General features: G+C 71.1%; 13 protein-coding genes. 9 read left to right on the top strand and 4 right to left on the bottom strand.

Features of this window, described 5'->3' with window-relative positions; genetic code table 11:
- Positions 1 to 123 precede the first annotated feature (123 nt).
- A complete protein-coding gene (locus tag ACFC1I_RS10955; protein WP_376008859.1) occupies positions 124 to 702 on the top strand; it encodes a hypothetical protein in 579 nt (192 codons plus the stop codon).
- A gap of 12 nt (positions 703 to 714) precedes the next feature.
- On the opposite strand, the gene ACFC1I_RS10950 is transcribed toward ACFC1I_RS10955, so the two are convergent.
- Positions 715 to 2,775: an NAD(+) synthase gene (locus ACFC1I_RS10950; protein ID WP_376008857.1), complete on the bottom strand. Its 2,061-nt coding sequence runs from the start codon at positions 2,773 to 2,775 to the stop codon at positions 715 to 717.
- A gap of 79 nt (positions 2,776 to 2,854) precedes the next feature.
- Here ACFC1I_RS10950 and ACFC1I_RS10945 point away from each other — a divergent pair, with 79 nt between their 5' ends.
- The 4 genes from ACFC1I_RS10945 to ACFC1I_RS10930 all read left to right on the top strand — a co-directional run bounded on the left by ACFC1I_RS10945 (position 2,855) and on the right by ACFC1I_RS10930 (position 8,912).
- The gene (locus ACFC1I_RS10945; protein WP_376008855.1) at positions 2,855 to 6,454 is read left to right on the top strand and encodes a TM0106 family RecB-like putative nuclease; all 3,600 of its coding nucleotides are present in this window, start codon (positions 2,855 to 2,857) and stop codon (positions 6,452 to 6,454) included.
- 103 nt (positions 6,455 to 6,557) lie between these two features.
- A complete protein-coding gene (locus ACFC1I_RS10940) occupies positions 6,558 to 6,878 on the top strand; it encodes a DUF3467 domain-containing protein (RefSeq protein WP_376008853.1) in 321 nt (106 codons plus the stop codon).
- A 196-nt stretch (positions 6,879 to 7,074) separates the two neighbouring features.
- Positions 7,075 to 7,629 (top strand): hypothetical protein, encoded by a 555-nt coding sequence (locus tag ACFC1I_RS10935; RefSeq protein WP_376008851.1) that lies wholly within the window; start codon positions 7,075 to 7,077, stop codon positions 7,627 to 7,629.
- Positions 7,626 to 8,912: a type III PLP-dependent enzyme gene (locus tag ACFC1I_RS10930; protein WP_376008849.1), complete on the top strand. Its 1,287-nt coding sequence runs from the start codon at positions 7,626 to 7,628 to the stop codon at positions 8,910 to 8,912. Before ACFC1I_RS10935 ends, ACFC1I_RS10930 begins: the two co-directional genes overlap by 4 nt.
- Here ACFC1I_RS10930 and upp read toward each other — a convergent pair.
- Positions 8,858 to 9,490 (bottom strand): uracil phosphoribosyltransferase, encoded by a 633-nt coding sequence (upp, locus tag ACFC1I_RS10925; protein ID WP_376008847.1) that lies wholly within the window; start codon positions 9,488 to 9,490, stop codon positions 8,858 to 8,860. The genes ACFC1I_RS10930 and upp overlap by 55 nt on opposite strands.
- A 99-nt stretch (positions 9,491 to 9,589) precedes the next feature.
- Between upp and ACFC1I_RS10920 the strand changes: the two genes are divergently transcribed.
- A complete protein-coding gene (locus ACFC1I_RS10920; protein ID WP_376009364.1) occupies positions 9,590 to 10,021 on the top strand; it encodes a nucleoside deaminase in 432 nt (143 codons plus the stop codon).
- A gap of 14 nt (positions 10,022 to 10,035) precedes the next feature.
- Here ACFC1I_RS10920 and ACFC1I_RS10915 read toward each other — a convergent pair whose 3' ends face one another.
- Positions 10,036 to 11,370 (bottom strand): DUF222 domain-containing protein, encoded by a 1,335-nt coding sequence (locus ACFC1I_RS10915; protein ID WP_376008845.1) that lies wholly within the window; start codon positions 11,368 to 11,370, stop codon positions 10,036 to 10,038.
- A 139-nt stretch (positions 11,371 to 11,509) separates the two neighbouring features.
- On the opposite strand from ACFC1I_RS10915, the gene ACFC1I_RS10910 reads away from it, so the two are divergent.
- From ACFC1I_RS10910 to ACFC1I_RS10900, 3 genes are all read left to right on the top strand, one after another.
- Positions 11,510 to 12,235, top strand: a complete 726-nt coding sequence (locus ACFC1I_RS10910; RefSeq protein WP_376008843.1) for a DUF2306 domain-containing protein — start codon at positions 11,510 to 11,512, stop codon at positions 12,233 to 12,235.
- A gap of 97 nt (positions 12,236 to 12,332) precedes the next feature.
- Positions 12,333 to 12,593, top strand: coding sequence for a hypothetical protein (locus ACFC1I_RS10905; RefSeq protein WP_376008841.1), 261 nt, complete (start codon positions 12,333 to 12,335; stop codon positions 12,591 to 12,593).
- Positions 12,590 to 12,796, top strand: a complete 207-nt coding sequence (locus ACFC1I_RS10900; RefSeq protein ID WP_376008839.1) for a hypothetical protein — start codon at positions 12,590 to 12,592, stop codon at positions 12,794 to 12,796. The genes ACFC1I_RS10905 and ACFC1I_RS10900 overlap by 4 nt, the downstream gene beginning before the upstream one ends.
- Positions 12,797 to 12,813: 17 nt before the next feature.
- Here the strand turns inward: ACFC1I_RS10900 and ACFC1I_RS10895 are convergent, their stop codons facing one another.
- Positions 12,814 to 14,013 carry a hypothetical protein gene (locus tag ACFC1I_RS10895; RefSeq protein ID WP_376008837.1) on the bottom strand — a complete coding sequence of 400 codons (1,200 nt, stop codon included), beginning with the start codon at positions 14,011 to 14,013 and terminating at the stop codon, positions 12,814 to 12,816.
- Between the last annotated feature and the right edge of the window lie 25 nt (positions 14,014 to 14,038).

Raw genomic sequence — 14,038 nt, 5'->3', positions numbered from 1 at the left:
CATCCTTGCATCGCCCCGGCGGCCCGGGAGGGGGTTGACGGACCCTGGCGTGGCGGACTTCCTCACCGCCCGTCGCCGCGACAGGATGGAGGTGCGGACGGGCCGCGGAGAATGAGGTGGATCATGCAATCGGTGCTTCTCGAGACTCCGGCGGGGATCACGGCGCGACTCGGCTGGGACCCCAAGCTCTCGGACCACGACCGCAAGCGCGTGCTCGCGAAGGAGATCGTCGCCACGAAGCTCGGCGTCGATCCGAAGGACGTGCGCGTCGAGCGTGAGGCCCCTCGGACGTTCGGCTTCCACACCCAGCTGATCGCGGAGGTCGGCGGCGCCGAGCTGCCGCTGAAGATCCGCAACACGACGTTCCGTGCGGCCACCGTCGTCGCCGTGTGCGACCCCGACGTGTCGCTCGGCATCGACCTGCGCGACGCGCACCCCGACGACGCCGAGCTGCACCTCATGAAGCGGCACTCGCACCTGTTCGACGAGAACGACCTCGGCAAGCTCATCGCCCACTGGACCCGCGTGCAGGCCGTGCGCGACGCCGACGGCCGCGGCGCCCGCGTCGCCGCCGATCACGTGCGCCTCGACAGCCCGCTGACCAAGGGCTGGATCCCCGACCGTAAGGTCTTCTACCAGCTCGCGGATCTCTCCCGCGACAGCTGGATCATCACGCTGGCGTACGCGCAGGCGCCGGCCTGACGGAACGTCCCCTCAGTCCTTCACGAGATCGGGGAGGGCGGCCTTCAGTTCGGCGAGCCACACCCGCGCGTTGCCGTCGGACGGTGCGCGCCAGTCACCGCGCGGTGACAGCGAGCCGGCGGGCGAGACCTTCGGGCCGTTGGGGATCGCGGAGCGCTTGAACTGGGCGAACGCGAAGTAGCGCTTCAAGAACACCTGCAGCCACTTCGCGACCGTCGGGAGGTCGTAGGCGTAGCGGTCCTCCTCGGGGAAGCCGGGAGGCCACGCGCCGGCCGCCGTGTCGCCCCACGCGTGCGCCGCGAGGTACGCGATCTTCGACGGGCGGAAGCCGTACCGGAGGATGTGGAACAGCGCGAAGTCGTGCAGCGCGTAAGGGCCGATGCGGTCCTCGGTGGACTGCATCTTGCCGTCCTGGCCCATGGGCACGAGCTCGGGCGAGATCTCGGTGTCGAGCACCGACTGCAGCACCTCGGCCTCACGCTCGTCGACGCCCTCGCGATGCGAGATCACCCACCGGATCACGTGCTGGATGAGGGTCTTCGGCACGCCGGCGTTGACGGCGTAGTGGCTCATGTGGTCGCCGACCCCGTACGTCGCCCAGCCGAGCGCGAGCTCCGACAGGTCCGAGGTACCGATGACCATGCCGCCGTGGTGGTTGGCCAGGCGGAAGAGGTAGTCGGTGCGCAGGCCCGCCTGCACGTTCTCGAAGGTGATGTCGTGCACGGGCTCGCCGTCGGCGAACGGGTGGCCGAGGCGCTCGAGCATCTCGATCGCGAGCGGCCGGATGTCGATCGTCTCGATCGAGGCGCCGACCGATTCGGCCAGGGCGATCGCGTTCGACTTGGTGTGCTCGCTCGTGGCGAAGCCGGGCATCGTGTACGCGAGGATGTCGCTGCGCGGGCGGCCCATGAGGTCCATCGCCCGTGCGACGACGAGCAGCGCGTGGGTCGAGTCGAGGCCCCCGCTCACACCGATCACGGGCTTCGGCCCGCCGATCGCGCGCATGCGCTGCACGAGCCCCGACACCTGGATGTTGAACGCCTCGTAGCAGTCCTGCGCGAGGCGGGCGGGGTCGTCGGGCACGAACGGGAACCGGTCGAGCGTGCGGCGCAGCCCCACATCGGCCCGCGGCGGGTCGAGCCGGAAGTGCACGGTGCGGAACGAGGCATCCGCTCCCGTCGCCCTTCGGTTGTCGTCGAAGGTGCCCTGGCGCAGGCGGTCCTGGCGGAGGCGGTCGAGGTCGACGTCGGCGATCGAGCGACGCGGACCGTCGGGGAAGCGCTCGGTCTCGGCGAGCAGGTTGCCGCCCTCGTAGATCATGGTCTGGCCGTCCCACGAGAGGTCGTTCGTGGATTCGCCCGCTCCCGCCGCGGCGTAGGCATAGGCGGCGAGGCAGCGCAGCGACTGGGACTGCACGAGGTCTTTGCGGTCCTCGGCGCGCGCGATCGTGATGGGGCTGCCGCTGAGGTTGAGCAGCACGGTCGCGCCGGCGAGGGCCGCCCGCGACGAGGGCGGGATCGGCACCCAGACGTCCTCGCACACCTCGGCGTGCACGACGAGACCCGGGATGTCGAGCGCCTCGAACAGCAGGTCGGGCCCGAAGGGCGCCTCGAGTTCGCCGACGCGGATGTCCTGCGCGGACTGGTCGTCGCCCGGCGCGTACCAGCGGCGCTCGTAGAACTCGCGATAGGTCGGCAGGTACGACTTCGGCGCGACGCCGAGCAGCTCGCCGCGGTGGATCACGACCGCGCAGTTATAGAGGCGGTTGCGGTGGCGCAGCGGCGCGCCGACGACGAGCACCGGGAGGAGATCGACGGATGCCTCGACCAGCTGCTCGATCGCGGCCACGACGGCGTCGAGCACCGGGTCCTGCATGACGAGGTCGTCGATCGCATAGCCGGTGAGGCACAGCTCCGGGAAGACCGCGACGGCGACCGCGTCGGCGTCGCACACGCGTGCCGCCTCGAGCACGGCGGCGGCGTTGGCAGCGGGGTCGGCGATCTCGACCGGGATCGTGCACGCCGCGACCCGGGCGAACCCGTGCCGGTACGCGCTGTCGAAGGGCAGGCTCATGGGGTCAAGTCTGGCAGGTGGCCGCGCGGGGCGGAGGTGTCGGTGGCCGCGGCTATCGTCATGGGGAGGAAGGCGGGGCATGCGATACATCGAGGACGAAGGCCGGATCGTCTGGAGCGCGAGCGATCTCAAGACCGCGGCGGAGTGCGAGTTCGCGTGGCTGCGCGGAATCGATGCGCGGCTGGGGCGCGTGATCGCCGTTGAAGACCCCGAAGACCTCACCCTCGAGCGCGCCGGGCGTCTCGGCACGGTGCACGAGCTCCGCGTGCTGGCCGGCTACATCGAGCGGTTCGGCGACCGGGTCGTCGAGATCCCCGAGACGCGATCGTCGGATGCTGCGGCCCTCGCCGATGCGGTCGCCCAGACGAACGCGGCGCTCGCGTCGGACGCCGAGGTCGTGTATCAGGCGGCGTTCTCGACGGACTCGTTCGTCGGGTTCGCGGACTTCCTCGTGCGGGACGAAGCCGGACGCTGGCTCGTGCAGGACACGAAGCTCGCCCGTCATGCCCGCGTCACCGCGCTCATGCAGCTCGCGGCATATGTCGACCAGCTCGATCGTCTGGGGGTTCCGCGCTCGGATCGTGTTCAGCTGCTGCTCGGCGACGGCAGCGTCAGCGAGCACGAGGTCGACGACCTGCTTCCGGTCTTCTCGCTGCGTCGCGAGCGGCTCGCCGCGCTCATCGCCGATCGCCGCCTCGACCTCGGCGCGGCCGGAGACCCGATCGCCTGGGGTGACCCGCGCGGCGAGCTCGGCGTCGTGGCGTGCGGGCGCTGCGCGACGTGCGACGCCGAGGTCGTGGCATCCCGTGATCTGCTCCTCGTCGCGGGAATGCGGCCGGTGCAGCGCGAGCGGCTGCGTGCCGCGGGCATCGAGACGATCGAGCAGCTCGCTGCGGCCCCGAACGGGCCGGTGGGCATGAACCCCGAGGTCTTCGCGTCGCTGCGCACGCAGGCGCGTCTGCAGCTCGAGAGCCCGGCGGGCACGCCGCCGCTGATCGCGCCGAAGCCCGTGCCGGTGCCGCATGAGGTCGTGGGCGCCGGTGGCGCGGTCGCCGCGGTGCTCGAGGCGCCTGCCGTCGCGCCGGCGCCGCCCATCCCCGTGTTCGAGGTCGTCGCGCCCAAGGCGCTCGGCGCGCTGCCCCGGCCCGATCACGGCGACCTGTTCTTCGACTTCGAGGGCGACCCGCTGCACACCGAGCCGCCAGCACCCGGCGAGCCGACGCAGTGGGGGATCGACTACCTCTTCGGCTGGGTCGACACGCGCGAGCAGTACACGGCGCTGTGGGCGCACTCGTTCGCCGACGAGAAACGGGCGCTCGAGGCCTTCCTCGACATCGTGAACCTGCGTCGCCAGCAGTTCCCCGGCATGCACATCTACCACTACGCGCCGTACGAGCCGACGCACCTGCTCGCCATGGCCGCTCGTCACGGCGTGCGCGAGGCAGACGTCGATCGCCTCCTGCGCGACGGTGTGTTCGTCGACCTGTACCCGATCGTGCGCCGCGCCCTGCGGGTCGGCTCCCGCTCGTACTCGATCAAGAAGCTCGAGCCGCTCTACATGGGTGACGAGGTGCGCACGAGCGACGTGCAGAAGGGCGACGACTCGATCGTCCGCTACGTCGAGGCGCGGGCGCTGCAGGCCGACGGGGCGGTGGTCGAGGCATCCGTCGTCCTCGACGACCTCGCCGACTACAACCGGTACGACTGCGTCTCGACCCTGCGGCTGCGCGACTGGCTCGTCGACCGTGCGCGCGAGGCGCAGCTCGTGCCCTCGCCGAATCCCGAGCCCGACGAGCGGGCGTACGAGCCGTCGGTGCGCGCGACTGTCCTCGACGCGCTGGCGCTCGACCACCCCGACGACTCTGTCGAGGCGCGCTCGCTGCGCCTCGGCGCGGCCGCGATCGACTACTACCCACGCGAGGCGAAGTCGTTCTGGGCCACGCACTTCCTGCGCCTGCGCGAACCCGTGTCGCTGTGGGACGAGACGCGCGACGTGGTCGCGATCGACCCTGCGCGCAGCGTCGTGCGCGAGGACTGGCACTTCCTCGAGAGCGGCAAGGGCGGCGAGCGGCGCATCGTCGAGCTGCGCGGGGATCTCGCTCCCGGCACGCGGATCAGCGAGGGATCGAACCCGTTCGCGCTGTACGAGCTGCCGGCGCCGTTCCCGTTCGAGGCGTCGCCGCGCTGGATCCATGCGTACCGCTCGGTCACCGTCGTCGAGGTGCTCGACGACGGTGCCGTGATCGAAGAGACGGCGGTCGACGGCGTCACGTGGAGCGAGCTGCCACTCGCGCTCACTCCGCAGGCGCCGCCCGCCGCAGGCAACCAGCAGAAGGCGATCGACGCGTGGGCCGACACCGTGATCGCGGCCGCGCCGGAGCTTCCGGCCGACCCGGCCACCGACATCCTGTGCCGCCGCGCGCCCCGCACCCTCACCGGGCCGCTGCCTGCCGCGGGCAACGACAACGTCGACGCGATCGCGCGGGCTGTGCGCGACCTCGACCGCAGCTACCTCGCCGTGCAGGGTCCTCCCGGCACCGGCAAGACCTACGTCGGCTCGCACGTGATCGCCCGGCTCGTGCGCGACCACGGGTACAACGTCGGCGTCGTCGCGCAGGGGCATGCGACCGTCGAGCACCTGCTCGACCGCGTGATCGCGGCGGGAGTGCCGGCGGTCCAGGTGGGCAAGGCCCCGAAGGACGCCGCGGCCGACCACTCGTTCACCGTGCTGCCCAAGAACGGCGTGGCCGCGTTCACGGCCGAGCACGAGGCATCCGGTTATGTGATCGGCGGCACGGCCTGGGACTTCAGTCATGAGGGCCGCGTGCCGCGCGGCAGCCTCGACCTCCTCGTCGTCGACGAGGCGGGCCAGTTCTCGCTCGCCTCGACGATCGCGGTCTCGCTCGCCGCACCCCGGCTGCTGCTGCTCGGCGATCCGCAGCAGCTGCCGCAGGTGAGCCAGGGAACGCACCCCGCCCCCGTCGACACGTCGGCACTCGGCTGGGTCATGGACGGCGCCGACGTCATCCCGCACGAGTACGGCTACTTCCTCGCCGAGACGCGGCGCATGCGGCCGGAGGTCGCTGCACCCGTGTCGACCCTGTCGTACCGCGGCGAGCTCGAGGCCCACTCCTCGACGGCGCTGCGCCGCATCGAGGGCGTCCCCGCCGGTCTCGTGCCGATCGCGCTGCGCCACCACGGCAACGCCACGCAGTCCCTCGAGGAGGCGGCCGAGGTCGCGCGCCTCGTCGGCGACCTCATCGGACGCGAGTGGACCGACGTCACGACGGACGACATCGACGGCTCCTCGACTTCGCTCGCGCCCCGCCCGCTCGAGCAGCGCGACCTCATCGTTGTGACGCCGTACAACGCGCAGCAGGTCGCCGTTGAGGCGGCGCTCGCGGCGGCGGGGTTCCCCGATGTGCCGGTCGGCACGGTCGACAAATTCCAGGGCAAGGAGGCCGCCGTCGCGATCGTGTCGCTCGCCGCGTCGAGCGGGCGCGACGCGCCGCGCGGACTCGAGTTCCTGCTGCTGCGCAACCGGCTCAACGTCGCGATATCCCGCGCTATGCACACGGCGTACGTCGTGTACTCGCCGGGCCTGCTCGACGACCTGCCGTACACACCCGAGGGCGTGGCGCGACTGAGCGGTTTCGCGCGACTCGTCGGTCGCGGCTGAGGCCCGCGTAGACTCGCGCACACAGTCGAACACGTCGCACACCACAGCCCCCGAGCGTCTCGCACCGGTCAGGGACAAGACACCCGCCCGAACAGGAGCCCGCATGGCAGACGACGCCTCGCAGCAGTTCGAGATCGACCTTCCGCCCGAGCTCATCGGCGGCAATTACGCCGATTTCGCCAACGTGTGGCACACGCCGACGGTGTTCGTGATGGACTTCCTCACCCTCGCGCAGCCGCCGCGCGAACAGGTCGACGCCGAGACCGGGCAGCGTCAGACGGTCGTCCCGGCCCGGGTCGTGAGCCGCATCCGCATTCCCCCGGACCAGGTGTTCGAACTCGCGAAGGCGCTGACCCAGCAGCTGGAGTTCTGGGAGCGCGAGACGGGCCGTCGCAACCCGCAGGAGCCCCCGCTCGGCGACTGAGGCGCGGCACTCGCTAGACGGCCACCACGGGCAAAGTCAACCCCTTTGGGCGAAAAATTCTCGCCACGTAATCTTGCCAGGCGTCGTAAAAAGCGCAGAGGCGCGGTATCCGTTCGGCGAGGGGCGGATGCCGCGCCGCAGTATGTGCGGGTATCACGTCCGCCGCTTCCTCCTCTGACACACGGAGGGGGACGACATGACCACGATCGACCCGCTGTCCGCGACGATCGCGAGCACGCCGGATCGCGAAGAGCAGAAGACTCCGGATGCTGCGCCCCGGCGCCGCGGGATCGTCTTCTGGATCGTCCGGTACCTGCCTGCCGAGATCGCCGGAACCGCCGCGCTGGTGGTCGGCGGCCTCAGTGCGACCCTGTGGACCGACGCCGCGCCGCTCATCGCCGTTGCGGCACTCGTCGGCGAGATCATCGGCTTCTACGCCGTGCTCGCGGTCACGATCTACATCGAGCAGGCAGCCGCCTCCGGGACCCGGCGCCGCGCGGTCGGACGCACGGCGGTGCTGCTGGTCGCGGAGTTCGGCGCTGCCGAGCTGCTCGACACGTTCCTGGTGCGCCCTGCGGCGCTCATGCTCGGCGTCTGGCTGATCCCCGACCCGGTGTGGGGCATGCTCGCCGGCAAGGTCGTCGCCGACGTCGTGTTCTACGCGGTCGCCGCCGGCGCGTTCACGGTCACCGCCCGGACCGGTCTGCGCGACGCGCGCCGCCCGGCGCGCCCGCAGGAGACGGCATCATGAACCTCGCAACCCTGCGACGTGAACCCCGCACGACCCGGGCGCTGGAGAGCAGGCGGCGGGCCGAGGCATCCGCTCTCTTGTCGTCCGTGGCGGCCCGCGCGGCTCTCGCGCTGCACGGCACGCCGCTGCTGCTTCTGGACCCGGAACGTGTGAGCCGCCAGTACCGGCACCTGCGTCACGCGCTGCCCTTCGTGGGGTTCCACTACGCGGTCAAGGCGCTCGCCCATGATGCGGTGCTCGACGTGCTCGACGACGCGGGCTCAGGGTTCGACGTCGCGACCGGCGAGGAGCTCGCGATGCTGACGCGGCGCGGGGTCGCCGCATCCCGGATCATCCACACCCATCCGATCAAGAAGCCGGCCGAGATCGCCGAGGCGCTGGCTGCGGGGGTGCGCACCTTCGTCGTCGACAACGAGGTCGAGATCGACAAGTTCCGCGGGGCGCCCGCCGACACCCGCTTACTGGTGCGGCTCGCGTACCGCAGCGCGCACGCGAAGAGCGACCTGTCGAGCAAGTTCGGCGTCGGCCCGTTCGAGGCCGCTCACCTCGTCGAGCAGGCGCTCGCCGCCGGCATCACGGTGGCCGGCTTCAGCTATCACGTGGGCAGTCAGCTCGACGATCCCGCGCGGTTCGCGGCCGCGGCCGGCGACACGCTCGAGCTCATGGGCATCCTCGAGCGTCGCCTCAACGTGCAGTTCGACACGCTCGACATCGGGGGAGGCTTCCCGGCGTCGTACGACTCCGAATCGGCGGCCATCGAAGACGTCGCCCGGGTGCTGCGCCCCGTGCTCGAGCCCCACGCGCGGCGGCTCGACATCATCGCCGAGCCCGGCCGCGTGATGGTCGCCGACGCGATGACGCTGGTCACGAGCGTGATGGGCATCGCCGAGCGCGGCGACGGCCGCTGGTACTACCTCGACGACGGCCTCTACGGCTCGTACTCGAACGTGCTCACCGAGGATGTGCACCCGCTCGTGTTCGCCGAGCGCGACCTGCGGAGGACGACGGATGCCTCGACCTACCGGTGGGCGACCCTCGCGGGTCCGACCTGCGATTCGTCGGACGTGATCGCGCGCGAGGTGCTGCTGCCCGAACTGCAGGTCGGCGACCTGCTCGTGAGCCCGACGATGGGCGCGTACACGACGGTCACCGCGACGCGGTTCAACGGACGCCCGTTCACGCCGATCGCTGTCCTCGGACGCCGTGCGACGACGGCCGAGGTCGGGTCTCAGACCGTGCCGTACAGCCTGTCGCCGGCGTCGCCGAGACCCGGCACGATGTAGCCGAGCTCGTTGAGACGCTCGTCGAGCGCGCCCAGCACGAGAGTGACGTCGCGGCCGGCGACCTGCTTCTCGATCGCGGCGACACCCTCGGGTGCGCCGAGGATGCAGATCGCGGTGACGTCCTGCGCGCCCCGGTTGAAGAGGAACTCGATCGCTGCGCCCAGCGAGCCGCCGGTGGCGAGCATCGGGTCGAGCACGAAGCACTGGCGGTCGCTGAGGTCGTCGGGGAGGCGCTCGGCGTAGGTCGACGGCTCGAGCGTCTCGTGGTCGCGCACCATGCCGAGGAAGCCGACCTCGGCGGTCGGGATGAGCTTGACCATGCCCTCGAGCATGCCGAGACCGGCACGGAGGATCGGCACGACGAGCGGACGCGGCTCGTCGATGCGGACGCCGGTCGTCGTCGTGACGGGGGTCTGGATCTCGATGGGCGCCACGCGGACGTTGCGGGTCGCCTCGTAGGCGAGCAGCGTCACGAGTTCCTCGGTGAGCTGGCGGAACACCGGCGACGGGGTGCGCTGGTCGCGCAGCACCGTGAGCTTGTGGGTGATGAGCGGGTGGTCGGCGACGTGCAGGCGCATAAAGACAGGTTAGTGCGTCGCGGTGCCGGAGCCCGGGGCGAGTTCTGCGCGGACGGCTACGCTCGTGCTGTGCTTCCCGCTCCCGCCGACCTCGCCGCCATGGACCGCGCCCTCGCGCTCGCCGCGGCCGCGGGCGAGGCGGGCGACGTCCCGGTCGGAGCAGTGGTGACGGATGCTGCGGGCACGGTCATCGGCGAGGGCCGCAACCTGCGCGAGGTCGAACACGATCCGACCGCGCACGCCGAGGTGGTCGCGTTGCGTGCGGCCGCCGCCGCCCGGGGCGGATGGAACCTCGAAGGCTGCACGCTGGTCGTGACGCTCGAGCCGTGTGTGATGTGCGCGGGCGCCGTGCTGCAGTCGCGGATCTCGCGGCTCGTGTTCGGTGCGTGGGACGAGAAGGCCGGCGCCGCGGGGTCGGTGTACGACGTCGTGCGCGACCGTCGCCTGCCCTATCGGGCCGAGGTCGTCGCGGGCGTGCGCGAGGCCGAGGCATCCGCTCTCCTCAGAAGCTTCTTCGACGCGCGGCGTTGAGCCTTCTGTTGTACTCAGAAGGGTGCGTCGGCCCCCGCGGGGAAGACGGGGCCGCGAACGCGTGACGGTGACACCGTGAACGTGGGGACCTTGCGTTCGGGTCTGACGACGTAGCGTCGTCCGGTCGGTGAGGTCCACGCGACGGCGCCGCCGGAGCCGTCGATCTGCTCGACCTGCCAGTCGGTGTTGTCTTTGACGATGTGGTGCCCCTTGCAGAAGGGCAGCGCGTTGTCGAGGCAGGTCTCGCCGCCGTCGGCCCAGCGGATCTGATGATCGATCTCACACCGTGACGCCGGCATGGAGCAGCCGGGGCCCATACATCGGTCTGCTCGCCATCTGACCAGCCGCTGCAGAGCGGCGGGTGCCGGGTAGCTGTCGCGTCCGACGGAGAGCACCATGCCGGTCTCGGGGTGGGTGAGCACCCGCATCCACCGGGCGTCGCCGCCGCACAGCTCGCGCGCCTTCGACAGCGGGATGGGGCCGATGCCCTCGACCACGGGCGGGTCGCCGGCGTTCGCGTACTCGTCGTCGAGGAGCGCGAGCGCGGGGACGGTCACGACGGCCTGCGCCCGGATGCCCGACGCCGCCGCGGGGAGGTGGTCGGTGGTGCCGTCGATGAGCAGGTCGGCCGCGATGTCGGCGCGCAGCTGGTCGAGGGTGCGCGTCTCGCCGGGTGCATTCCGCATCGCCTTCGCCATCTGCGTGAGCCGGCCGTGGATGGCGTGGATCTCGACCACGGGCCCGTGGATCCACAGCGCGGCCATGGCGTCCTCGCCGGATTCGACGGTGACGCGTCGTGCTCGGAGTGCTCGCCGGTGCCGTTCTTCCAAGGTCGTGGCGCGGGCCGTCTCGATCATGTGACGCAGCGCCCGCCGGAAGGTGCCCACCGGCTCGGACTCGGCCAATGGCACGGCGCGCTCCAGAAGGTCCGCGCGAAGCTCGGCCGGCGCTTCGTCGAGCAGGTCGGCGATGATCTCGGCGTGCTTCTCGGTGATGCGGCCCGCGCCCAGCGCATCGAGTGCCGGCGCATAGCGCTCGACCATCGCCTCGGCCTGTGCGATCAGACGCCCGGCGGTGTACTCGGTCACCCGCATCGCCGCGGCGAGTTCGAGCCGGATCGACCGCTCGACGATGTCGCGCACTCCGTCGCCGCGGCCCGTGGTCTCGTGCAGCAGTTCGCGGCGCATCGCGTCGATCCGGATCAGCCGTTGGGCCGCGAACACCGACATCATCGTCGCCGTCTCGAGCACCAGATCCACCACGTCGGGCACCGGCGGCAGGAACTCGTCGGTGGCGGGATGAGCCCATGAATCAGCCTCGCTCTCGTGCGAAGGAGGCATCTCGGTCATGGCAAAAGTATAGTACAAATCTTCGAATCTGGCAATGATTTCGACCAGGTGAGTACGGTCGTGCTAGGGGGACAACCTCCTCCGATCCGGGGGACAGCACCCTGCTGGGCGGTGTGCGCGCGGGCCTAGCGTGTCGCTCGTGACCCGCCTCATCGAACCCGTCCGGACCGCTCCCGCCGTCGCACGGCCGGGCGGCATCCGCTCCCGCATCGGCTGGACGTTCGTCCTGCTGACGGCGCTCGCGATCGTCGCGTACTCGGCTGTGCCGTACTTCACCGCCTCCCTCGCCGAGCTCGCCGGGCAGGACGTCGGGCTCGCGCCGACCTACGCCGCGGTCCACCCGTTCGTGCAGGGCGCGCTGTACGTCCACATCGTCGGCGGTGCCACCGCGCTGATCGCCGGACCGCTCCAGTTCTGGCGCGGGCTGCGCACCCGTGCGCCGCGCGTGCACCGCTGGATCGGGCGTGTGTACCTGCTCGCGGTGGCGATCGGCGCCGTCGGCGGCCTGATCATCGCGCCGTCGAGTCCCGCCGGGTACGTCGGCTTCTTCGGCTTCGGTGCGCTCGCCGTGCTGTGGCTCGTCACGGGCTGGCGGGCGTACCGCGCGATCCGTCGTCACGATGTGCCGAGTCACCAGGCGTGGATGATCCGCAACTACGCGCTGACCTACTCCGGCGTGATGCTGCGCATCTGGCTGCCGCTGCTGCTCATGGCGCCGCTGGTGCTCGGGCAGCCGTGGGAGTTCGACTCCGCCTTCGCGAACGCGTACGCCGCCGTGCCGTTCCTGTGCTGGCTCCCGAACCTCGTGTTCGCCGAGTGGCTCATCCGCCGGCGGGGACTGCCGTCCTACCGGCTGCCAGTGTGAGGACTCCGCATCGGACGCCTACCGATGCGGATCCAGGACTGCGAAGCTGAGCACAGCAGGGGAACGGGTCACGCGGCCCGCCCCTCGGAGGCGTGCGATGTCGATCGACCAGTCCCGGCGCACCATGGACCGCTACTTCGCTCTGATGGGCAGCGGCGAAGACTTCGCCGTCTGCTATCGGCCCGACGCGACGTGGAGCGTCGTCGACACGGGCGAAGTCATCGCCGGCGCCGCCGCAGTCGGGGCCTACGTGGTCGCACTTCACGCGTCGAGCCTCATCACCGCGCCGGATCACACCGCTCCGCGCCTCGCAACCTCCTCGCCGCTGCCGGCGCCTCGACGCAGGCTGGCCGTATGAGCCATCACCCCGACGACATCAAGCAGCCCCTCGACCACCTGCCTCCGCTCGAGGAGCGCGACAAGGCGGTCGAGATCGACGAGCCGCACTATCCCACCTCCGGTGAGCCGGCAGACGCCTCCGCTGTCAGCCCCGAAACCGCTGCCGAAGCGGATCGCCCCGGCCGGCACGGACTCGACAAGCCGCCGCGCAGCGGCGCCTGAGAAGCGGCCCCGAGCGCTCAGCTCGAGCGGCGGCGTGTCACCGCCCACACGATGAGCCCCGCGGCGCCGCCGACCGCGATGCCGCCGATGATCCCCAAGGTCCACCCCTGGTTCACGGCCCTGTCCTCGATCGCCCACTCGCTGATCAGATCCCTCGCGAGGTCGGCGGAGCCGATCGATGCCGCGGTGAACCCCGATTCGTAGGTCGAGAAGCTCTGCGTGGCGCCCGTGCCGGCGTCGACCCACCGGAACTCGGAGCTGTTGTCGTCGGCGTAGGCCTGCAGCACGATCGTGTCGTCGTCACGCCAGCCCAGGGCCGCCGCATATTCGACGCCCGTGAGCGCGAGTTTCGTCGTCGTGCCGGCCGACACGTCGGAGACCAGCAGCGTCGCGGCGCTGGTCAGCGTCCTACCCGTGGGCTTCTCCACCCACACCGGGTCGTGGGCGAGCGTCATGAGGCGCGTGCCGCCCGGGGACCACGCGTCGTCGCCGAACGCCTGCCCCCTCAGTTCCGCGGGGAGTTCACGGATGCTGCGCCCCGAGGCATCCATCATCACGGCGCCCTGCGATGTCTGCGCGGCGATGCGAGATCCATCGGGAGACAGTGCCGCCGACGTCACTCCCTGCACCGAGTACTCGAGCAGGTCGCCGGTCGACAGCTCGAGCATCGCGAGCGTGCCGCTGAACGGAGGGTCGGTGTAGCTGCTCATCTCGCTGTCGGCGAGGAGGACGAGGACGTGATCGCCGTCGGAGGCGATGCTCAACGGCACCACACTGCGCCCGGCTCCGATCGGCACCTCGCGGTCGGTGCCGTCGACCAGGGAGCGGACGAGGACGTCGCCGTGGCCGTTCGCACCCGCGATGACCGCGAACGTGCCGTCGGCCGACAGCACCATGGCGGCCGGGTCGCCCTGATCGGTCGGCGTCGAACGCTGCTCTGCGGCCCCGATGCGGCGGTACGTGCTGCCGTCCACGCCGAGAGCGACCGCCTGCGGGGAGTCCATGAACTCGACCCCGATGCCGTTCTGGTAGATCATCGTCGCCGGCGTGCCGAGGTCGCCGTGCGCGACGAACCACGAGTAGGTCGCGACCTCCGTGGGAAACGCGGGCGAGCTCGACGGCGGCGGCACGGTCCACGAGACGATCGCCGCGGGCGCGGACACGGCGACGAACCCGACCGCACCCGCGATCAGCGCGGGCAAGAGCGGCTTGCGCATCGCACCTCCTGCCTGCACGCTAGCG

Origin of the sequence: Microbacterium sp. NPDC056044, from assembly GCF_042267145.1 — a bacterium.
In the GTDB taxonomy this organism is placed as follows: Bacteria; Actinomycetota; Actinomycetes; order Actinomycetales; family Microbacteriaceae; genus Microbacterium.
Note: the sequence above shows the minus strand (reverse complement) of the source record. Positions and strands in the feature narration are given on the sequence as shown.

Bases quoted from the DNA above. Each gene is read 5' to 3' on its own strand.
- ACFC1I_RS10955 (WP_376008859.1), top strand. From the start codon at position 124: ATGCAATCGGTGCTTCTCGAGACTCCGGCGGGGATCACGGCGCGACTC.
- ACFC1I_RS10950 (WP_376008857.1), bottom strand. From the start codon at position 2,775: ATGAGCCTGCCCTTCGACAGCGCGTACCGGCACGGGTTCGCCCGGGTC.
- ACFC1I_RS10920 (WP_376009364.1), top strand. From the start codon at position 9,590: ATGGACCGCGCCCTCGCGCTCGCCGCGGCCGCGGGCGAGGCGGGCGAC.
- ACFC1I_RS10905 (WP_376008841.1), top strand. From the start codon at position 12,333: ATGTCGATCGACCAGTCCCGGCGCACCATGGACCGCTACTTCGCTCTG.
- ACFC1I_RS10915 (WP_376008845.1), bottom strand. From the start codon at position 11,370: ATGACCGAGATGCCTCCTTCGCACGAGAGCGAGGCTGATTCATGGGCT.
- upp (WP_376008847.1), bottom strand. From the start codon at position 9,490: ATGCGCCTGCACGTCGCCGACCACCCGCTCATCACCCACAAGCTCACG.
- ACFC1I_RS10940 (WP_376008853.1), top strand. From the start codon at position 6,558: ATGGCAGACGACGCCTCGCAGCAGTTCGAGATCGACCTTCCGCCCGAG.
- ACFC1I_RS10900 (WP_376008839.1), top strand. From the start codon at position 12,590: ATGAGCCATCACCCCGACGACATCAAGCAGCCCCTCGACCACCTGCCT.
- ACFC1I_RS10930 (WP_376008849.1), top strand. From the start codon at position 7,626: ATGAACCTCGCAACCCTGCGACGTGAACCCCGCACGACCCGGGCGCTG.
- ACFC1I_RS10895 (WP_376008837.1), bottom strand. From the start codon at position 14,013: ATGCGCAAGCCGCTCTTGCCCGCGCTGATCGCGGGTGCGGTCGGGTTC.
- ACFC1I_RS10945 (WP_376008855.1), top strand. From the start codon at position 2,855: ATGCGATACATCGAGGACGAAGGCCGGATCGTCTGGAGCGCGAGCGAT.
- ACFC1I_RS10935 (WP_376008851.1), top strand. From the start codon at position 7,075: ATGACCACGATCGACCCGCTGTCCGCGACGATCGCGAGCACGCCGGAT.